Origin of the sequence: Pseudomonas sp. O230 (assembly GCF_045447035.1) — a bacterium.
Taxonomy (GTDB): Bacteria; Pseudomonadota; Gammaproteobacteria; order Pseudomonadales; family Pseudomonadaceae; genus Aquipseudomonas.
In genome coordinates this window covers 214496-234771 of sequence record NZ_JBJGXN010000007.1, presented here as the reverse complement: position 1 = coordinate 234771, position 20276 = coordinate 214496, and the positions used below count along the sequence as shown (strand labels likewise).

Sequence of the window (20276 nt, the reverse complement as noted above, 5' to 3'; positions counted from 1 at the left end):
ACAATGGCACTTTCCCGCGAACAAATGGCTCAACGCGTCGCCCGCGAAATGCAGGACGGCTTCTACGTGAACCTGGGCATCGGCATTCCGACCCTGGTCGCCAACTACATTCCCGAAGGCATGGAAGTCATGCTGCAGTCGGAAAATGGCCTGCTCGGCATGGGTCCTTTTCCTACTGAAGAAACCATCGATGCCGACATGATCAACGCCGGTAAACAAACCGTGACCGCGCGTATCGGCGCGTCGATCTTTTCCTCGGCCGAGTCCTTCGCGATGATCCGCGGTGGTCATGTCGACCTGACCGTACTCGGCGCCTTTGAAGTCGACGTGCAAGGCAACATCGCCTCGTGGATGATCCCCGGCAAACTGGTCAAGGGCATGGGCGGCGCGATGGACCTGGTGGCCGGCGCAGACAACATCATCGTCATCATGACCCACGCGTCCAAGGACGGTGAGTCCAAGCTCTTGGCCCAATGCAGCCTGCCGCTGACCGGCGCCGGTTGCATCAAGCGCGTACTGACCGACCTTGCGTATCTTGAAATCGAAAACGGCGCGTTCATTCTCAAAGAACGTGCGCCGGGCGTCAGCGTCGAAGAGATCGTCGCCAAGACCGCCGGTAAACTGATCGTGCCTGATCACGTTCCGGAAATGCAGTTCGCTGCCCAGTGAGGAATCATTCCATGCAAGAAGTCGTCATTGTCGCCGCCACCCGTACTGCCATCGGCAGCTTCCAGGGCTCGCTGGCCAATGTGTCCGCCGTAGACCTCGGTGCTGCGGTGATCCGTCAGTTGCTGGCGCAAACCGGCCTGAACCCGGCCGAAGTCGATGAAGTGATCATGGGCCAGGTGTTGACCGCCGGCGCCGGGCAAAACCCTGCGCGCCAATCCGCGATCAAGGCCGGCCTGCCCTTCACCGTGCCTGCGATGACCCTGAACAAGGTCTGCGGCTCGGGCCTCAAAGCGCTGCACCTGGCCACTCAGGCGATTCGCTGCGGCGATGCCGACGTGATCATTGCCGGCGGCCAGGAAAACATGAGCCTGTCCAACTACGTGATGCCCGGTGCGCGCACCGGTCTGCGCATGGGGCACGCGCAAATCGTCGACACCATGATCAGCGACGGCCTGTGGGATGCGTTCAACGATTACCACATGGGCATCACCGCCGAGAACCTGGCTGAAAAGTACAGCCTGACCCGCGAGCAACAGGACGCCTTCGCTGCGACCTCACAACAGAAAGCCACGGCCGCCATCGAAGCCGGGCGTTTTGTCGATGAGATCACGCCGATCCTGATCCCGCAGCGCAAGGGTGATCCGCTGTCCTTCGCCACCGACGAGCAGCCACGCGCCGGCACCACCGCCGAAGCCCTGGGCAAACTGAAACCAGCCTTTAAAAAGGACGGTTCGGTAACCGCCGGTAACGCCTCGTCGCTGAATGACGGCGCCGCCGCCGTGATCCTGATGAGCGCGGAAAAAGCCAAGGCCCTGGGTCTGCCGGTGCTGGCAAAAATTGCTGCTTATGCCAACGCGGGCGTCGACCCGGCGATCATGGGCATCGGCCCGGTCTCGGCCACTCGTCGTTGCTTGAGCAAGGCCGGTTGGTCCATCGAACAACTGGACCTGATCGAGGCCAACGAAGCCTTCGCCGCGCAATCCCTGGCGGTGGCCAAGGACCTGGAATGGGACCTGGACAAGGTCAACGTCAACGGCGGCGCCATTGCCCTGGGCCATCCGATCGGTGCCTCGGGTTGCCGGGTGCTGGTGACCCTGCTGCATGAAATGATCAAGCGCGACGCCAAGAAAGGCCTCGCCACCCTGTGCATCGGTGGTGGTCAGGGCGTGGCACTGGCGATCGAACGGGCTTAACGCGTTCAACAGACGGCGCGGGGACCCACGAAGATCCGCGCAGTCTGGCAACAACCCCCGCGTCATAGCGAGGGAGCATTTTTGTAGGAGCCAGCTTGCTGGCGATAGTGGTACATCAATCAACATTGATGTCACCTGACACACCGCCATCGCCAGCAAGCTGGCTCCTACAGATTTGCATTCAGGCGAACTTCACCAGGTTCAATATCGGCAACGGGCCACCCGGAAACTGCGCCAGTCGCGCGCCGACGCTCAATTCCCCAAGATCGATCCCGAAAAAGCCCAAGCGCTCGATCAACGCGCCCACCTGAGCTTTCGCCTCGGCATCATCGCCGGACACAAACAGCACCCGCCGACCACCCTCCGCCGCCGGATCACTCTCCAGCAAACGCGCCGCCAAGTGATTGAACGCCTTCACCACCCGCGCCCCCGGCACCCATTCGGCAAACACTTCGCTGGACGGACGGCCCTGCAAATCCACAGCCTTGAACGACGGCGCCTCGATCGAATTGTTGGCGTCGATCACGATCCGCCCGCCGAAGTCGGGCAGGCCGGCCAGCGCCGTGGGCAATTTCGACCAGTTGACCGCGACCAGAACGATGGCTTGTGCGGCCGCTTCTTCGCGAGTGCCAGCACGGGCCGTCGTGCCGAGTTCTGCCACCAGGGCCGCCAGCGTTTCAGGTCCACGGCTGTTGGCAATGACGAGTTCGATGCCCTGGCGGGACAAGGCTCTGGCAAACGCTGAACCAATGGCGCCAGCGCCGATGATGCCGATAGTACTCATGGTTATTCACTCCAAGGGGGGGTTGTCGTTGGCGTGAATACTGCGCTTGCCATTAGCGCTTGATTAGCGGGTAATGATTTGAATTATTTTCAAGCATTGATAGTAGGTGCTCGCCATGGAAACCCTCGCCAACCTCGAATCTTTTGTGCGCAGCGCCGAAACGGGCAGTTTTTCTGCTGCTGCACGGTTACTGGCGCTGACACCCGCCGCGGTCAGCCGCAACGTGGCGATGCTCGAACGCAATATCGGTGTGCGGCTGTTTCAACGTTCGACCCGCAAGCTCTCGCTCACTGAAGCCGGTGAGGGTTTTCTGGCCAGCATCGGTGGCAATCTGGCGGCGTTGCAAGCGGCGATCAGTGCCGTGAACAGTGATCGCGGCGAGCCGGCAGGTGTACTCAAAGTCAGCCTGGCGCCGACGTTTGGCATCGGTCATGTGTTGCCGTTGTTGCCGACGTTCCTCGCGCGTTATCCGTTGATTCGCCCGGAATGGCACTTTGAAAATCGCCAGGTGGACTTGATTGCCGAAAGCTATGACGCAGCCATTGGTGGCGGCTTCGAACTCACGCCGGGGGTTATCTCGCGGACGTTGGCGGCGGCGGATATCGTCGCTGTGGCTTCACCGGGCTACCTGGCAGGACGCATGCTGCCGCATACCCCGGCCGATCTGCTCGGACACACCGGCATCGTGATGCGCGGCATTCGCACCGGGCGGATTCGTCAGTGGGTGATGCATGATCGTGCGGGCCATGAAGAGCGCGCCGACCTGAACGAAAACATCGTGCTCAACGATCCGGCCGCCATGCGTGAAGCCGCAATCCTCGGCCTGGGTGTGACGCTGCTGGTGTTGCCCGATGTCGTCACGCACATCCAGCGCGGTGAACTGGTGCGCTTGCTGCCGGACTGGCACGCCGATGCGGGGCCGATCTCGCTGTACTACCCAAGCCGGACGCTGATGCCGGCCAAGACTCGGGTTTTTATTGATTTTGTGGTTGACGCGTTTCAGCGGTAGACCGCGTCATCGTTCATCGTCGGAACGACCCGTCACCCAAAAAACTGAAAGATCAGCCAGCTATTCGCCCCACTGATCACCGTAAACAACCCCCACGCCAATACCCGCGTCGGCAGCCGATTCACAAACGGCCCCATCAACTGACGGTCGTTGGTCATGCGAATCAACGGGTACAGTGCAAACGGCAACTGCAAACTCAACACCACCTGGCTCAACACCAGCAGCTTACCAATCGCGTTATCCCCCATCAGCCACACGCCAATAAACGCCGGGATCAACGCCAACCCCCGCGTAATCAATCGCCGCTGCCAGCAGGGAATCCGCAGGTTGAGGTAACCCTCCATGATCACTTGCCCGGCGATGGTGCCGGTAAACGTCGAACTCTGACCGGACGCCAGTAACGCGACGCCAAACAGGACGCTGGCCAATGCGCCGCCCACCAGCGGATCAAGCAAGTGATAGGCGTCCTGAATGTCGACCACGTCAGTGTGCCCGGTCTTGTGGAAGGCCGCCGCTGCGAGGATCAGGATCGCAGCGTTGACCAGCAGGGCCAGCGCCAGGGAACCGATGGTATCGATGCGCGCCAGTTTCACCGCGTCCTGTTTGCTGGCCAGGTCCTTGCCGATCATCCGGGTCTGTACGATCGAGGTGTGCAGGTACAAGTTATGCGGCATCACCGTCGCCCCGAGAATCCCGATGGCCAGGTACAGCGGCGCGGCATCGCCGATGGCCGACAGTGACGGCGTAAAGCCCCGTGCGACGTCCGGCCAGTAAGGCTTGATCAACAACAATTCAACGAAGAAACACACACCGATGGTACTCACCAGCACCAGCATGATCGCTTCCAGTCGGCGGAAGCCACGGTTCTGCAGGGCCAGTACCAGCAGCGTGTCGAATGCCGTGAGGGCGATGCCGACGCTCAACGAACAGCCCAGCAACAGATGGAACGCCAGGGCGCAGCCGAGCACTTCGGCAAGGTCGGTGGCGATGATCGAAATTTCCGCCAGCACCCATTGGGTACGCGCGGTCCGCGTGCTGTAGCGCTCGCGGGACAACTGCGCCAGATCGCGCCCGGTGGCGATGCCCAGGCGCGAGCACAAACACTGCACCACCATCCCCGCCAGACTTGCCAGCAGCACCACAAACAACAGGCTGTAACCAAACCGCGAACCGGCCTCAATGGCGGTGGCCCAGTTGCCCGGGTCCATGTAGCCGATGGACACCAGCAAGCCCGGTCCGGCAAAACGCAGGACACGTTTGAAGAACGACGCGCGAGGGTCAACGGCAACGCTGCCCGCCACTTCCGGCGGGCAAAACGGCGCAGTGGCGACTTTGGGCAAACTGAAATTCACGCAAACATTCCAAAAACGGGCGGGAGGGCGCAGCTTAGACGTTTCGCGCTTTTCGGTGTACAGACAAAAACCAAAAGATCAGCGCGTTGCTGTTTCCGTTTGCTTTTGTAGGAGCAAGCTTGCTCGCGATAAACGATGACGCGGAACCTCTGGACCACCGCGGTGCTGCCATCGCGAGCAAGCTTGCTCCTACAAAACGGAGTGGAAACCTCAGGGTTGTGCAGTGCCCAGCAATTGCTGACGCAACTCGGGGTTGCGCGTGCGCGGGTCGAGCCAGATATCAAAAAACGCCCGGGCGAACGCCGGGTCCTTCACCTCGTACTGCAACTGCTGGCCGACAAAAAAGCGTGCGCCCTGCCCCGGCAGGTAAACCCCGGTGAGTCGGGTCCCGGCCTGGACATCGACAAACGCCTGCTGCATCTGCGCCTGCCATGCCGCAAGTTGCCCGGCACTGACCGCCGCCCCCGACAATCGCTTGATTTCATCGACGCTGGCCTGCACCAGATCGTCCCGGGAAATCCTGCGCTGATAAATCAGCTCCAGGGCAAACGGCTGGTCGCTCGCAAATGGCTGCGCGGCGCTCCAGAGCCGGGCGTTGTAGACATCGAACCCGAACACCCGAAACTCGCCAGTGCCAACGATCCGGGCGCCGGGAAGTGCATCTTGCCAATTGGCCAACGCTTGACTGCCAAGCACTAACAACAACCACAGGACATGACGCAAAGGTGATCGGGATCGGTTCATGATCGGCTCGATTCAGCACGAATGGAGGCTGATACTTATACGCAAAATGTGTTGCCGTACAAGCTTTCAACTTTGTATACAAAAATCAACAATCCATGCAGCAATCCATCTTCGGCAATGCTAACGTTGCCGCCTCACACAGGTCGGAGGCGCCTTCGTGCTGCTGCTCAAACTGCTGGTCATTCCCGGGTTTCTTTTACTGATCTCCCTCGCGGGCAAACGCTGGGGCCCGAGTGTAGCCGGTTGGCTGTCGGGGTTACCGGTGGTGGTCGGACCGATTCTGTTTTTCCTCGCTATCGAACAAGGTGAAGTGTTTGCCGCGCAATCGGCGACCGCTGCGTTATCCGCGATGTTCGCGATGATTGCCTTCTGCGTGACCTACGCCCAGGTCGCCCAACGGGCGGGATGGCCATGGGCGCTGACGGTTTCATTGCTGGTCTGGGCGACGGTCGCGGCTGTGCTGTCGCTGATTGCGCCGTCCCTGTTGTTCTCGGTGATTGTCGCCGCGACCGCGTTGCTGGCCGCGCCGTACCTGTTTCCCAACGTGCAGCCGATCGTCTCGGGGCCGGCGCCGAAGTCCGACAGATTGCTGCTGCGCATGATGGCCGGCGCCCTGCTGACCCTTGCGGTCACCTGGCTCGCCAGCACCGTCGGTGAACGCTGGAGCGGCTTGCTCGCGGTGTTCCCGGTGCTGGGCAGCGTGATGGCGGTTTTTTCCCAGCAAACCCGCGGCCCAGCGTTTACCGCAGCGTTACTGCGAGCCACGGCGACCGGGATGTATTCGTTTAGCGCCTTCTGCCTGGTCCTGGCGCTGACCTTGCCGGGCATGGGTCTCAAGGCCTTTGGCCTGGGCGTCGCGGTGTCCGTGGCCATGCTCGGCGTGACCAAACGCCTGTTGGCCAAACCAGTGGCAACGCCCACAACCCGTTCAACTATTTCGAACGAGTAGAACAACAACCTCGTACGTCAATCGAACGGGTTTCGCCCACTATCAGCCTCAGTTCCTGACCCACCACTGACTGAGGCCTACACCATGAAATTCTTTTTCCACCCTTCGCCCAACCCGATGAAAGTCGCCCTGCTGCTGGAAGAACTGCAAACGCCGTACGAATTGATCGGCGTCGACACCTTCAAGGGCGAGCAACACCAGCCAGCCTTTCTGGCGATCAACCCGAACGCCAAAGTGCCAGCGCTGGTCGATGGCGACGCCACCGTGTTCGACTCCCAGGCGATCCTGTTGCACCTCGCGCAAAAACATCAGCGCTACCTGCCGACCTCCCTTGCCGGCCAGGCCGAACTGCTGTCGTGGCTGATGTTCATCGCCACCGGCCTGTCGCCATTCTCCGGCCAGGCGGTGCATTTCCTGCATCACGCCCCGGAAGACCTGGCCTACGCGAAAAACCGTTACCTCAAGGAAGTCGAGCGTCATTACCGCGTGCTCGATCAGCGTCTGGCCGACCATCAATACCTGGCTGGCGACACCTACAGCATCGCCGACATGGCTTTGTGGGGCTGGGCCAATTACGCGCCGTACATCCTCGGCGAGAACGGTTTGGCGGCGTACCCGAACGTCAAGCGTCTGTTCGATGAAATCAGCGCCCGCCCGGCCGCCCAACGCGCCCAGGGCCTTAAAGAGAAACTGGTGCTGAAAGCCGAATTCGACGAAGAAACCCGGCGCAATCTGTTTCCGCAAAACCAGGCGCAGTAAGCCACTTCGACCTGCCCCTGTGGTGAGTGCTCGCCTCACCACAGCGGCGCGGGCGATTCGGCGGGTTCCATGCTGAACACCCCGACCGTCCGTTAGCCCACGCTGGAAAGCATCACGACCTCCATGGGATGATCGCCCCCCACCGCGCGACCACCCTGGAGATTTTGAATGTCTTTGTTGAGTAAAAAAGCCGTTGTCCTGCTGCTGACAGCGGTTGCCAGTCTGGGGGCTTTGAATGCACAGGCGGCTAAAGAGGTAGCGCCAGCGCAGAACGTCTCGATGCTGGGCGGCAAATTCAAATTCACCCTGCCAAAGGGCTTTATTGCCAATCCGCTTGCGGCGGACGCGAGCGGTGCGAGTGGCACCATGTACACCAACGAAACCACGAAAACCGTGGTGATCGCCGCTGAGAACGCCATCCCCGGCGGCGTCAACGCCAAGGACAACGACGGTGAGTTCCTTGACGCGACGGCGTCCGACTTCGCCACCCACCAAGCCAAGGCATTGCCGGACTTCACCAAGCTCAGTGAAAAAAGCATCACGCAGAAAGGCACCGGGCTGGGACTGCGACAGATCGACAGCATCGCCACCCAGGGTGGCGGCAAAACCCTCGACACCACGCTGATGGCCGCCTCAGGCAAGCGTATGGCGCTGGTTCAGGTGATTTCCCGCCTCAGCGACAATGCCGGCCACGAAACGCTGGTCAAGCAGATCGTTTCCGGCAAATAGGGCTCAGGGATTGAGCCGCTGCAACCAGGCGCTCAAGTCCTGCATCTCTGTGCCACTGATGCTGTGACCGACGCCGGGGTAGGCGTGAAATTCAGGCTTGAGTGAAAGGCTCTGCAACAGGCTGTCCGCCTCGGTGCCGTCGTTGAAAGGAAGGCGTTTGTCCGCCGTGCCATGCCCGATGAAAATCGCCAGTTTCTGGCGCTTTTCATCGATTTTGAGCTCAGACTTGAGCACTGGCAGAATCCGCCCGCTCAACGCAGCAATTCCGCCGACGGCTTCGGGATGACGCAACGCGACCTCGTAAGACATGATCGCGCCCTGGCTGAAGCCCACCAGGAAAACCTTGTTCGGTTCTGTGTGATATTTCTTCGCAGCCTGTGCGACGAAATCCAGCAACACCTGGCCGCTGGCCTTCAGATCATCCGTCTCGCCGTTGTAGGCACCTTCTCCCTTTTTGCGAAACCACTGATAGCTGCCCTCCTCCATGACCATCGGCGCGCGCACCGACAGGTAGTTGTATTGGGCAGGCAATTCATCCTTGATGCCGAACAGGTCCTGTTCGTTGCTGCCGTAGCCGTGGAGGAAAATGACCAGGGGTTGATTGACCGATTCGGGGTTGGCCTGTTCCAGGTATTTGAGCGGCAGATCAGTGTGCAGCGGGGTTTGGGCGTGGACGGCGGTGGACACCAGGAGTGTCAGCAGAGCGAGAACCTTCAACATAAACCTTCCTTCACAGAGCGCAGGATTCGGGGCAGAGCCTAACACTGTGAAGCCAGCCGGGGGATGTTCGGTGCTGCTGATGTCGTCATCGTCGGAACGCCGCCCGGAGCAAGCCCGCTCCCACATTTGAAACGCATTCTCCTGTGGGAGCGGGCTTGCTCCGGGCGGCGTTCCGACGATGAGGCCTTATGAAGCGCCAAATATATCTCGGTTAATCGTTGATCAGTTTCCCCACCCGGATCGGCTCGCGCCCGGCGACTTTCGCCTGCCACGTACCGGGTTGCGTATAGCGCCCGCGATCAATGGCAAACAGCACACCGCTGGTGCCAGCGCGCACCGTGGTCACCCGGTCGTTCAACGGGTCGACCACTTCAAACAGCGCATCGCCCTTCTCGACCCATTCACCGGCCTCACGCAGGAAGCTGACCACACCGTGATGGGGCGCAAACAGGTATTCCGTGCCTTCGAAAGGCATGCCTTCACAGCACTCACTCGGTGCAGTCGGCCAGGTGCCTTTGATGAAACCCTGCTCGGCGAGGAACCCGAGAATGGCTTCGCAATTGGCCTGGGCCTGATCGACCCGCGTATCGCCCATGCTGCCCAACTCCAGCGTCGTCGCCAGGTTGGCCGGTGGAATCGCCGCCCCGGGGAACGCCCTCGCCAAGCGCAACCACGGTGAGGAGCAGGATTCGTCGAACGAGCTACCGCCGGAGTCTTCACACAACAACGCGACGCCCGCCTTCAGCCGAGCCGCCAGGGACTTCCATTGCGACCAGTGTTGCGGCAGCGCATAAATATGAATAGCCGCTTCGAAATCGCAATGCAGATCGAGGGTGATGTCGGCATCGCAGGCGTGGCGCAACAGCAAGCGGTGCATGGCTTCCAGCTGCGACGCAGGGGCCGGCAAACCGTCGAGAACCTGGCCCATTGCCTGACGAATCAACGCAATGTTGGCTTGGGCATCGGCGCCCAACTGATCGCCAATCAGCTCACCCACCGGCGCGCTCAGCTCGACGAACGAGCGGTTGAAATTCTTGCCGCTGCCGAGCTCGAAACGGCCCATGTGGCTGCCTTGCAGATGCTGATCCAGACCGATGGGATTGGCCACCGGCACCAACTCGATCACCCCTTGCAACTGGCCTTGGGCTTCGAGTTCGGCCAGGCGCTTTTTCAGCTCCCACGCCGTGCGCATGCCCGGCAGTTCGTCCGCGTGCAGGCTGGCCTGGATGTAAACCTTGCGTGTGCCCGCGCCATAACGAAACACGCTGAGGCTGCGCTCGGTGCCCAGGTGGCTCCAGGGCAATGAATGGTCGATGCGTTGCATAAAAACTCCTGTCGAAACCGACGCTCAGGATCACGAAACCTTTAGGCGCTGGCTTGCCAGCGAAGACGATCTAACAGCCACATTGATGTTGAATGTGCGGCCGTCATCGCTGGCAAGCCAGCTCCTACAATGGAAAGGTGTGGGCTGGGTAAATCACGGCACATAAAAAAAGTGGCAACCGCATTCACGGTTGCCACTTTCTTAGACGGTTGAATTACTCGCCGTACACATCAAAAGCGAAGTACTTGTCCTGCACTTGCTTGTACTTGCCGTTGGCACGGATTTCAGTGATGGCGGTGTTGAATTTGTCCGCCAGCTCTTTATCACCCTTGCGCACCGCGATACCGGCACCGCCGCCGAAGTACTTGGCGTCTTCGTAAGTCGGGCCGACAAAAGCAAAACCTTTGCCCGCGTCGGTTTTCAGGAAACCGTCGTCGAGGTTGACCGAGTCGGCCAGCATCGCGTCGAGGCGGCCGGAGACCATGTCCAGGTTGGCTTCCTGCTGGGAGCCGTAACGCACCAGGATAATGCCGGCCGGTTGCAGCACTTCAGTGGCGAAGCGGTCGTGGGTACTGGCGCGCAGCACACCGACTTTCTTGCCCTTGAGTTCGGTCAACGGGTCTTTCACGTCGGTGCCTTCCTTCATCACGAAGCGCGCCGGGGTGTGGTAGTACTTGATGGTGAAATCGACGTTTTTCTTGCGGTCGTCGGTGATGGTCATGGACGACAGGATTGCATCGATCTTCTTGACCTTCAGCGCCGGGATCAGACCGTCGAACTCTTGCTCGACCCAGGTACATTTCAGTTTCGCCTGCTCGCACAGCGCGTCGCCGATATCGACGTCGAAACCGGTGAGTTTGCCGTCAGGGGTTTTCATCGAGAATGGCGGGTAACCGGCTTCGATACCGATGCGGATCGGCTTGGCGTCATCGGCCACAGCGGTCAGGGACAACATCGACAGTGCCAGGGCACCGAACATCACTAGCTTCTTCATTTATAACTCCTGTGGGCGGAGGCTTTTATTGGCAGCGTTCGATTGTTAGCGTTCGGTCATGGCTTTTTTATTGAAGAAGACCGAAGTGGCGGGCAGTCTAGAGCGGCTTCAGGCCTGTAAATTGTGCATAGGCGACAAATATTTATAAGAAAGGCGAGCAGAATGAATGATGAGATTCGCACGTTGAACCTGATCCAGCACCACCCCGCCGAAGGTCCGGGCGCGATTGCGGATTGGGCTGTCTCCCGAGGATTGACGCTGAACGTCTTGCGCGCCGACCTCGGTCAATTGCCGCCAGTGAGTGCCGAACCGGTGATTTTATTGGGCGGGCCTTATGAATCCAATGCCGGCCCGACATGGCTGGAGGCCGAACGCCAGTGGCTGGCGCGCAGCCTGGATCAAGGCGCGGCAGTGTTTGCGATCTGTCTGGGGGCGCAGTTGTTGGCGCTGAGTCTGGGCGGGAATGTGCGGCGAATGGACCGAACCGAAACCGGCTGGACGCCAGTGCGTTTTGTCGATGGTCAGGTATTGGACGTACTGGAATGGCACGAAGACGCCATCAACCTGCCACCCGGCGCGCAGCTACTGGCCAGCAGCGATCAATGCGAGCAGCAGATGTATCGCGCAGGGCCTGCGCGGGTGGGTTTGCAGTTTCACCCCGAATGGAATGTCGAGTCGGTGGCGACGCTCAATGCGCACTTTGCCGAAGAATCGCCGCTGCCACGGGGAGAACCGGACAGCGCCGCCCACGCCGCCGTTTTTGGCTGGTTGCAGGCGACGCTGGATGACTGGTGGGCGTTAGCCAAAGATCACAAAAAAAACCGAAACCTGTAGGAGCCAGCTTGCTGCGGGCGGCGTTCCGACGATAGCGGTGGATTAGCCGACACGTCCATCGCCTGAACGGTCGCGATCGCCGGCAAGCCGGCTCCTACAGGGAAAGCTACATCAGCATTCGCAGCCGATTGCGGTTGTGGCTGGCCGTTGCACCTCGGTGCTCAACTCAAACCCTTCGTCCAGCCACCCGGTCACCCCGCCGATCATTTCCTTGACCGGGTAACCCAGCGCCGCCAGCTTCACCGCTGCCTTGTTGGCACCGTTGCAATGTGGCCCGGCGCAATAAACCACGAACAGCGTGGATTTCGCCCAGGTTGCCAACCCTTCAGCGGTCAGCAGTCGTCCCGGAAGATTGATCGCGCCCGGCACATGACCGCGCTCGAACGCCTGCGGACCGCGCACGTCCACCAGAACAAAATCCACTTCACCGGCCTGCTGGCTCGCGTTGACGTCGGAACAATCGGTTTCAAAGGTCAGACGGTTGCTGAAATGCATCAGGGCAATGGCCGATGGGGCGGCGGGAATTTTGCGGACCAGGCTGGTCATGAGCGGTACTCCAATGTCTCTGTGGGTGTGAGAAGACTTTATCCGCCATGCGCTTGCGGCTAAAGTGGCGCACAAGACACTCACCGGGAACTTTCCGCCAAATGCAGCCCAGCCCTGGATTAGTCGCGATTCTGGCCTACGACGGCCTTTGCACGTTCGAATTCGGTATTGCCGTGGAGATCTTCGGCCTGGCGCGTCCGGAGTTCGATTTCCCGTGGTACGAACACCGGATCGTCGCCGTGGATCAAGGCCCGATGCGCGCCATGGGGGGCATCCAGGTGCTGGCCGATGGCGGCATGGAACTGCTCGGCGCCGCCCGAACCATCATCATTCCCGGTTGGCGTGACCGAAGCGCGGCGGTGCCCGAAGCGCTGATCAGCGCCCTGCGCCAGGCCCATGCGCGGGGCGCGCGGTTGCTGTCGATCTGCTCGGGCGTGTTCGTCCTGGCGGCGACCGGTTTGCTCGACGGTCACGGTGCCACCACGCATTGGCGCTACACCTCGGAACTGGCGGCGCGTTTCCCGAACATCCTGGTGGACCCTGACGTGCTCTACGTCGACTCGGGCCAACTGATCACGTCGGCGGGCAGCGCGGCAGGCATCGATGCGTGCCTGCATCTGGTGGCACGGGATTTCGGCACCCAGGTGGCCAACACGGTGGCGCGACGGCTGGTAATGTCACCGCAGCGCACAGGCGGCCAGGCGCAGTTCATTCCGACGCCGGTCAGTCCTACGCCGCGCAGCGATCTTTCACGCGTGATGCAGTGGGCTCGGGAGTGTTTGCATGAGCCGCTGGAGGTCCGTGACCTGGCCAGCGAGGCGGCCATGAGTGAACGGACGTTCCTGCGTCGGTTTACCGAAGCCACGGGCATGCCGCCCAAAGCGTGGTTGCAGCATGAACGCCTGGCGCGGGCCCGTGAATTGCTGGAAAGCACGAGCAGGAACACCGAGCAGATTGCCGAGCAATGTGGCTATCGCTCGGTGGAAAGCTTCCGGGTGGCGTTTCGCAACGTGGTCGGCGTGCCGCCGTCGGTGTATCGGGAGCGGTTTGGGCGGGAGGTCAAAACGAATTCTTGAGGTACGGTTGAGGGCCCCTTCGCGAGCAAGCCCGTTCCCACACTTAATCTCTGTGGTACACCAGATCAGGGCACACAGGAGTCGAATGTGGGAGCGGGCTTGCTCGCAAAAAGGGCCTCAAATACACCAGTAAACTCAAGGCTTACGCAGCAGGTACGTATCCATAATCCAGCCATTGACCAGCCGCGCCGCCTTGCGGACCCGTTCTATCTCGTCCGCCACGTCCTTGAGCTTGCCGCTGATGAGGATTTCATCCGGCGTCCCCAGGTAAGCCCCCCAGTAAATCTCTGTCTCCTGATCCGCCACGTGATGGTAGGAATCTTGCGCATCGAGCATCACCACCAGACTGTCGGCATCGCTCACCTGTCCTGCCGCCAGGCGCCGGCCCGTGGTGATCTCGAATGAACGTCCGATGCGGTTCAGCGGCACTTTATGCTGGGCCGCCAGTGCCTGAACGCTGGTGATACCGGGGATCACGTCGAACTCGAAGACGCAGCGACCGGACGCCAGAATTGCCTGCAAGATCCGAAGGGTGCTGTCGTACAACGCCGGATCACCCCACACCAGGAATCCGCCACACTGGCCGTCGGATATTTCCTCATTGATCAGCCGTTCGAAGGTCTGCTGCTTGGCAAGGTTCAGATCTTCCACACTGGCCGCGTAGTCCACATCTCCGCGCTCGCGCTCCGGGCTGTGGGCTTCAACGAAGCGGTAGGCGTGATCAGTAATGTAGCGCTGGCAAATCTCACGGCGCAGGTCGATCAGTTTGTCTTTGCTGTGGCCCTTGTCCATGAGGAAAAACACATCGACGAGGTTCAGTGCCTTCACGGCCTGCATCGTGATGTAGTCGGGGTTGCCGGCACCGATGCCGATGACCATCAGTTTTTTCATCAACAGGTTCCCTCAAGGTCTGTGCCCAACACACGTAAACGCCAGCGACCATTGAACCGCAATTCGATGGCTGACAACGGTTCGACATCGATCAGATTGAACGCGGGACTTTGCAGCACGTGAGTCAGCGCCGCGCGAATGACAAAGGGATGGGTGATGGCAACGCTGTGTCCCGGTGTTGCCTCCAGGGTTTTCAGCCAGGCGGCCACCCGCTCGCCGAGCTGCGCTACCGACTCGCCACCGTGAGGCGCCGACTGCGGATCATCGAGCCAGGTCTGCAACGTCTCGGGTTCGGATTGCTGCAGATCGTCAATCCGCGCACCTTTCCAGCGCCCGAAATCACACTCCCTCAATGCCTCGACAATCTCCACGTCACCGATGAACAACCCGGCGGTTTGCCGGGCTCGCAATTCCGGAGCACAAAACAGGCGCGGCGCCTTTTTGAAGCGGGAACCCAACGAACCTCTTGCCGATTCCCAGTTCATCTCCACCGGCTCGTCCGTAGGAAAACGCGCCAATTTCTGTGCGACGGTTCGAGCGTGGCACATCAGGGTCAAACGGGTCGCCTGCACGTAAGATCACTCGGTAAATGGAAAGAAAATCGGCATTACACCGCCAATACTTGCGCAATTGTGCCGTAAGAAACACGATTCGGGGGCGTTTCGTTTCATCCCTTGCTTACGCTTGTTCCCCTTTAAAAACAGCTATCTCCGACACCCCTGTCAGCGAGGACCTACAAGGTTGATCGACATTGATGTAGCCCCCGACACACGGGCATCTCGCCCCATTTTGGGGCCTGAAAGGACCGCGCAAAAATTCACTAGACATCGAGCGAGCGTTCCATAAATACTGCCGTAACGGACAATTTAAACGCCCCCCCTTCATCCAGCAGGAGCCCGGATGCCCTCTCCCAGCAACATGTACCACCGCCTCCGCTCCCAGAACCCCACCGACCGCCTCAGCATGGCGCTGCCCGCGGCAAACAGCGACTGACTGGAAAAGAAAAAGAGCGGCGCCTGGCAACATCAGCAAGCGACCGTCGATTCAATGCGTGGAAACCGACAGTGATAGTCAGGTTCGTGCCAACCGCCGAACCCTTTGATACAGGAGTGCATCCATGCTGGTCTTACGCCCAGTGGAGTTAACCGACCTGCCCCAGTTGCAGCGACTTGCGCGAGAAAGCCTGGTCGGCGTCACGTCCCTGCCGGACGACACCGGCCGCTTGCGCGAGCGGATTCTCGACTCCTGCGCCTCGTTCGATAAAGACGTGCGGCGCCATGGCCCGGAAAACTACTTCTTCGTGCTGGAGGACCTGACCACCCGCCACCTTGCGGGCTGTTCGGAAATCCTCGCCACTGCCGGTTTCAGCGAACCCTTCTACAGTCTGCGCAACCGTCACTTCACCAGCGCCTCGCGGGAACTGAACATCGAGCACGGCGTACCGGCGCTGTCGTTGTGCCACGACCTCAGCGGCCACACCTTGCTGCGGGGGTTTCACATCGATGCGGCGCTGGTGCGCACACCGTCCTCCGAACTGCTGTCACGGGCGCGACTGATGTTCATCGCCGCGCACCTGCAGCGCTTTGCCGAAGCAGTAATCACCGAAATTGTCGGCTACAGCGATGAAGAAGGACGCACGCCGTTCTGGGATGCGCTGGGCAAGCACTTCTTCGACCTGCCCTACATCGAAGCCGAGCGGCTTTGCGGGTTGGAGAGCCGGACATTTCTCGCCGAACTGATGCCCCAATACCCGATCTACGTGCCGATGCTGCCCCAGGCCGCACAGGATTGCATCGGCCGTATTCATCCCGACGGCCAGGAGGCTTTCGATATCCTTGAACGCGAGGGGTTCGAGACCAACAGCTACATCGATCTGTTTGACGGTGGCCCGACCCTTTATGCACGGCTCGCCAGCATCCGCTCGATCGCGCAAAGCCAGAATGGCACCGCCATACCTGGCTCGACCATCGATGCCCGCGGACGCTATCTGGTGAGCAACGATTCACTGCGGAACTATCGCGCCATCGTCGCCGATCTGGATTACACCGCCGGGCAACCCGTGGTCCTGAACGCCGAGATGTGCACGGCACTGAATGTCACCGAAGGCAGCCCGATACGGGTGATCGCGCTGTGAGCAATCTCGCACTCAGTGTCCAACGACAGCGCTCGAGCATGCACCTAGAAGGAGCTGCATCATGATTGTCCGTCCGGTCCAGGTCACCGACCTGCCCGCCCTGTTGGCGCTGGTCCGGCAGGCTGGCCTCGGGTTTACCACCCTGCCCGCCAGCGAGGATCGCCTGGCGCATCGGGTGCGTTGGGCGCAACGGACTTTCGCGGAGCAGGTCGAACGTGCCGATGCCGATTACCTGTTCGTGCTCGAAGACGACGATCAGCAAGTGGTGGGTGTCAGCGCCCTGACGGGGGCCGTTGGCCTGCGTGAGCCCTGGTACAACTATCGGGTCGGACTGACGGTCAGTGCGTCACCGGACCTGGGCATCCAGCGGCAGATACCGACGCTGTTTCTGAACAACGAAATGACCGGGCAATCGGAGATTTGCTCCCTGTTCCTGCGTCACGATCAACGCCACGGCAGCAACGGACGATTGTTGTCGTTGGGGCGGTTGCTGTTCGCCGCCGAATTCGCACACCTGTTCGGCGAGAAGCTCATCGCCGAGCTGCGTGGCAGCGCCGACGAGCAAGGCTGCTCGCCGTTCTGGGACAGCCTGGGCCGGCACTTCTTCAAGATGGATTTCAACCATGCCGATCACTTGTCGGGGCTGGGCAGCAAATCGTTCATCGCCGAACTGATGCCACGCCAACCGCTGTATACCTGCCTGCTCACTGAACAGGCCCAGGCCGTGATCGGCAAGGCTCACCCGAATACCGAACCGGCTATGAAAATCCTCACCGCCGAAGGCTTCACGCACAAGGGCTACATCGACATCTTCGACGCCGGCCCGGTCATCGAAGCCCCGCTTTCGAAAATCCGCACGGTGCGCGACAGCCAGGCGCTGACACTGGCCATCGGCACGCCGGACGAGCAGGCGCCAGTCTGGCTGATCCACAACCGCCGACTGGAAAACTGCCGCATCACCGCCGCCCCCGCCAGGCAGGTGGGCAACAGCCTGATCGTCGACCGCATCACCGCCAAACGCCTGCAATTGCAACCTGGCAACTCGGTACGCGCGGTGCCGCTGCTCGATCAACAGCGGCACGCTGCGGCGGCTTGAACAACAACCTCACTCGTCGCCAAGGCGGTTTCGATCAGGCCCACGCTGCAAATTCGTCATCATTCTTCCCCCCGTTGCGTGATAGCCTTTTGTTTTTCGGCGTTGACACTTTTGCTCAAGCCCTTCCATTCCATTGGTGGAACTCATATGTCCAGGCTTTCACATCAAGATTTGCGCCGTAACTTCCGTGAGCTGTTCGCTTCCAAGACCTGCTATCACACCGCGTCGGTTTTCGACCCGATGTCGGCACGCATTGCAGCGGACCTGGGTTTTGAAGTGGGGATTCTGGGAGGTTCTGTCGCCTCGCTACAGGTGCTGGGCGCTCCCGACTTCGCCCTGATCACCCTCAGTGAGTTCGCTGAGCAGGCCACTCGCATCGGCCGTGTCGCCCAATTGCCGGTGATCGCCGACGCCGACCACGGCTACGGCAACGCGCTCAACGTGATGCGCACCATCGTCGAACTCGAACGCGCCGGCATCGCCGCCCTGACCATCGAAGACACCCTGCTGCCAGCACAATTCGGCCGCAAATCCACCGACCTTATCGGCGTCGCCGAAGGTGTCGGCAAGATTCGCGCAGCGCTGGAAGCCCGGGTCGACTCGGAAATGGCCATCATCGCCCGCACTCACGCGGGAATCCTGCCAGTGCAGGAAATCATCAGCCGCACCCAGCAGTACCAGAAGGCCGGTGCAGACGGGATTTGCATGGTGGGTGTGCGGGACTTCGACCACCTCGAACAGATCGCCGAACACCTGAGCGTGCCACTGATGCTGGTCACCTACGGCAACCCGCTGCTGCGCGACGACAAACGTCTGGCGGAGCTGGGTGTGCGGGTCACCATCGACGGTCATGGGGCTTACTTTGCGGCGATCAAGGCGACTTACGACAGCCTGCGCGAGCAGCGGCAGTACTTCACTCAGGCCTCGGATTTGAGCGCTACGGAATTGACGCATACGTACACGCAGCCTGAGGAATACATCCGTTGGGCGGAAGAGTTCATGAGCGTTAAAGAGTAATTGAGGTGTGAGCCGTTCTGACGCCATCGCCAGCATGCCGGCGCCTACAGGGTTTTGCGTAACCCTTGCAGGAGCGGGCTTGCCAGCGATAGCGTCGGATCAGGCATCTTACTTCTTGGCCAATTCCATGATCATCCGCGACAACAGATAAATCCGCGGTGCCACGCTCTCGACCTCTGCATATTCCTCTGGCGTATGAATATTGCCGCCGACAATCCCGAAGCCATCCAGCGTCGGTGTACCGACACCCGCAGACAGGCTCGCGTCCGCCGCGCCGCCACTGCCCTCTTCCGTCAACTTGCGCCCGATTTCGCCGTAGATCCCTTGTGCCATCGCCATCAGCCGATCCGATTCAGCCGTTTGCGGCATCGGTGGCAAACCGCGTTGCAGCGTGGTGGTGACTTCGGTGTCGGGAATCAGCTTGTCTTTGGAAACCCGTGCCAGATCCTTTTCGATCCGGTCGAACTCTTCCGGCACTGCCGCCCGTACATCCGCCTTGGCCGTGGCCTGATCGGGAATTACGTTGGTGCGGTCGCCCGCCTTGAGCACGGTAAAGTTGATCGTGGTTTTCTTCTCCTCATCCCCCAGTTTGCCCAGTTGCAGAATCTGATGTGCCGCCTCCATGGCAGCGTTGCGACCCAGTTCCGGCGCGACACCAGCGTGGGCAGCCTTACCTTTGACTTCGACGACGGCGGTGGCGCTGCCCTTGCGCCACACCACCAGACCATCCGCCGGGCGACCGGGCTCGAGGTTGAGGGTCACATCGTGGGCCTTGGCGGTTTTCTTGATCAAGTCGGTGGCGACGTCCGAGCCGGTTTCTTCGCTGGCGTCGAGCAGGAAAGTGATTTGCGCGTAGTCCTTGAAGTCGAGGTTTTTCAGGACTTTCAACGCGTAGATACCCGCGACGATGCCGCCCTTGTCATCCATCACGCCCGGACCGTAGGCGCGGCCGTCCTTGATGTGGAACGGACGCTCGGCGGCAGAGCCTTCCTTGAAGACAGTGTCCATGTGCGCCATCAGCAGGATTTTCGCCTTGCCGGTGCCTTTCAGGGTCGCGATCACATGGCTGCTTTTATCGGGTGAGTTCGGCACAAGCTCGATGGTAGCGCCGAGTTTTTTCAGTTCATCGATGGCGATGTTGCTGACCTGGGTCAGGCCCGGTTCATAGCCGGAACCGGAATCGATATTGACCAGCCGCTCCAGCAGTTTCAGGGCTTCACCTTTGTACTGCTCGGAATCGGCGAGCATTTGTTTGTGCGGTTCGGCAAAGGCTGAGGGGGCAAAAGCGCCGAGCGCGAGCGTGAGGCCGAGGCTGGTGGCCAGCAGGGAACGAGGGAGTTTGAACGTCATGAATCGATCCTTGTTTCGTGTCGGGAGCCCAGACCCTACCTCACTGAGTCACGCGGCTCTATACCGAATGCGACAGATCGATCTATTGATCAAGAATCTCCTTGCC

The 20276-nt window shown here is 60.5% G+C and carries 21 protein-coding genes; 11 read left to right on the top strand and 10 right to left on the bottom strand.

What is annotated here, in order from left to right; all coding sequences use genetic code 11:
- Positions 1–3: 3 nt before the first annotated feature.
- Positions 4–669: a CoA transferase subunit B gene (locus ACI77H_RS16970; protein WP_407012896.1), complete on the top strand. Its 666-nt coding sequence runs from the start codon at positions 4–6 to the stop codon at positions 667–669.
- Between the two features lie 11 nt (positions 670–680).
- Positions 681–1862, top strand: coding sequence for an acetyl-CoA C-acetyltransferase (locus ACI77H_RS16965; protein WP_407012895.1), 1182 nt, complete (start codon positions 681–683; stop codon positions 1860–1862).
- A 181-nt stretch (positions 1863–2043) separates the two neighbouring features.
- On the opposite strand, the gene ACI77H_RS16960 is transcribed toward ACI77H_RS16965, so the two are convergent.
- Positions 2044–2646 (bottom strand): NADPH-dependent F420 reductase, encoded by a 603-nt coding sequence (locus tag ACI77H_RS16960; RefSeq protein ID WP_407012894.1) that lies wholly within the window; start codon positions 2644–2646, stop codon positions 2044–2046.
- Positions 2647–2761: 115 nt separating this feature from the next.
- Between ACI77H_RS16960 and ACI77H_RS16955 the strand changes: the two genes are divergently transcribed.
- Positions 2762–3655 (top strand): LysR substrate-binding domain-containing protein, encoded by an 894-nt coding sequence (locus ACI77H_RS16955; protein ID WP_407012893.1) that lies wholly within the window; start codon positions 2762–2764, stop codon positions 3653–3655.
- A gap of 32 nt (positions 3656–3687) precedes the next feature.
- Here ACI77H_RS16955 and ACI77H_RS16950 read toward each other — a convergent pair whose 3' ends face one another.
- Together ACI77H_RS16950 and ACI77H_RS16945 are read right to left on the bottom strand one after the other, a co-directional pair.
- On the bottom strand, positions 3688–5007 hold the full coding sequence (locus ACI77H_RS16950; RefSeq protein WP_407012892.1) for an Nramp family divalent metal transporter: 1320 nt from the start codon (positions 5005–5007) through the stop codon (positions 3688–3690).
- A 210-nt stretch (positions 5008–5217) separates the two neighbouring features.
- Positions 5218–5751, bottom strand: coding sequence for a chalcone isomerase family protein (locus tag ACI77H_RS16945; protein WP_407012891.1), 534 nt, complete (start codon positions 5749–5751; stop codon positions 5218–5220).
- Positions 5752–5908: 157 nt separating this feature from the next.
- Here ACI77H_RS16945 and ACI77H_RS16940 point away from each other — a divergent pair, with 157 nt between their 5' ends.
- The 3 genes from ACI77H_RS16940 to ACI77H_RS16930 all read left to right on the top strand — a co-directional run bounded on the left by ACI77H_RS16940 (position 5909) and on the right by ACI77H_RS16930 (position 8188).
- Positions 5909–6700 carry a hypothetical protein gene (locus ACI77H_RS16940; protein ID WP_407012890.1) on the top strand — a complete coding sequence of 264 codons (792 nt, stop codon included), beginning with the start codon at positions 5909–5911 and terminating at the stop codon, positions 6698–6700.
- 84 nt (positions 6701–6784) lie between these two features.
- The gene (locus ACI77H_RS16935) at positions 6785–7459 is read left to right on the top strand and encodes a glutathione S-transferase family protein (RefSeq protein WP_407012889.1); all 675 of its coding nucleotides are present in this window, start codon (positions 6785–6787) and stop codon (positions 7457–7459) included.
- 168 nt (positions 7460–7627) lie between these two features.
- Entirely contained in the window at positions 7628–8188 is a 561-nt protein-coding gene (locus ACI77H_RS16930; protein ID WP_407012888.1) for a hypothetical protein, read from the top strand.
- A 3-nt stretch (positions 8189–8191) separates the two neighbouring features.
- On the opposite strand, the gene ACI77H_RS16925 is transcribed toward ACI77H_RS16930, so the two are convergent.
- The 3 genes from ACI77H_RS16925 to ACI77H_RS16915 form a co-directional block, all read right to left on the bottom strand.
- A complete protein-coding gene (locus ACI77H_RS16925; protein WP_407012887.1) occupies positions 8192–8908 on the bottom strand; it encodes an alpha/beta hydrolase in 717 nt (238 codons plus the stop codon).
- 211 nt (positions 8909–9119) lie between these two features.
- Positions 9120–10232 (bottom strand): M14 family metallopeptidase, encoded by a 1113-nt coding sequence (locus tag ACI77H_RS16920; protein ID WP_407012886.1) that lies wholly within the window; start codon positions 10230–10232, stop codon positions 9120–9122.
- Positions 10233–10446: 214 nt separating this feature from the next.
- Complete coding sequence (locus ACI77H_RS16915; protein ID WP_407012885.1) at positions 10447–11226, bottom strand: ABC transporter substrate-binding protein; 780 nt, start codon at positions 11224–11226, stop codon at positions 10447–10449.
- A gap of 174 nt (positions 11227–11400) precedes the next feature.
- Between ACI77H_RS16915 and ACI77H_RS16910 the strand changes: the two genes are divergently transcribed.
- The gene (locus tag ACI77H_RS16910; protein ID WP_407013077.1) at positions 11401–12060 is read left to right on the top strand and encodes a type 1 glutamine amidotransferase; all 660 of its coding nucleotides are present in this window, start codon (positions 11401–11403) and stop codon (positions 12058–12060) included.
- Between the two features lie 111 nt (positions 12061–12171).
- On the opposite strand, the gene ACI77H_RS16905 is transcribed toward ACI77H_RS16910, so the two are convergent.
- Positions 12172–12606 (bottom strand): rhodanese-like domain-containing protein, encoded by a 435-nt coding sequence (locus tag ACI77H_RS16905; RefSeq protein ID WP_407012884.1) that lies wholly within the window; start codon positions 12604–12606, stop codon positions 12172–12174.
- 101 nt (positions 12607–12707) lie between these two features.
- Here ACI77H_RS16905 and ftrA point away from each other — a divergent pair, with 101 nt between their 5' ends.
- Positions 12708–13682, top strand: a complete 975-nt coding sequence (ftrA, locus tag ACI77H_RS16900; RefSeq protein WP_407012883.1) for a transcriptional regulator FtrA — start codon at positions 12708–12710, stop codon at positions 13680–13682.
- 135 nt (positions 13683–13817) lie between these two features.
- Here ftrA and cobF read toward each other — a convergent pair whose 3' ends face one another.
- Together cobF and ACI77H_RS16890 are read right to left on the bottom strand one after the other, a co-directional pair.
- Entirely contained in the window at positions 13818–14573 is a 756-nt protein-coding gene (gene cobF, locus ACI77H_RS16895) for a precorrin-6A synthase (deacetylating) (protein WP_407012882.1), read from the bottom strand.
- Complete coding sequence (locus ACI77H_RS16890) at positions 14573–15145, bottom strand: histidine phosphatase family protein (RefSeq protein WP_407012880.1); 573 nt, start codon at positions 15143–15145, stop codon at positions 14573–14575. Before ACI77H_RS16890 ends, cobF begins: the two co-directional genes overlap by 1 nt.
- Positions 15146–15690: 545 nt before the next feature.
- Here ACI77H_RS16890 and ACI77H_RS16885 point away from each other — a divergent pair.
- From ACI77H_RS16885 to ACI77H_RS16875, 3 genes are all read left to right on the top strand, one after another.
- Complete coding sequence (locus tag ACI77H_RS16885) at positions 15691–16707, top strand: arginine N-succinyltransferase (protein WP_407012879.1); 1017 nt, start codon at positions 15691–15693, stop codon at positions 16705–16707.
- Between the two features lie 61 nt (positions 16708–16768).
- Positions 16769–17803: an arginine N-succinyltransferase gene (gene astA, locus ACI77H_RS16880; protein ID WP_407012878.1), complete on the top strand. Its 1035-nt coding sequence runs from the start codon at positions 16769–16771 to the stop codon at positions 17801–17803.
- Between the two features lie 147 nt (positions 17804–17950).
- A complete protein-coding gene (locus ACI77H_RS16875) occupies positions 17951–18820 on the top strand; it encodes an oxaloacetate decarboxylase (RefSeq protein ID WP_407012877.1) in 870 nt (289 codons plus the stop codon).
- A 108-nt stretch (positions 18821–18928) separates the two neighbouring features.
- Here the strand turns inward: ACI77H_RS16875 and ACI77H_RS16870 are convergent, their stop codons facing one another.
- Positions 18929–20170: a M20/M25/M40 family metallo-hydrolase gene (locus ACI77H_RS16870; RefSeq protein ID WP_407012876.1), complete on the bottom strand. Its 1242-nt coding sequence runs from the start codon at positions 20168–20170 to the stop codon at positions 18929–18931.
- Between the last annotated feature and the right edge of the window lie 106 nt (positions 20171–20276).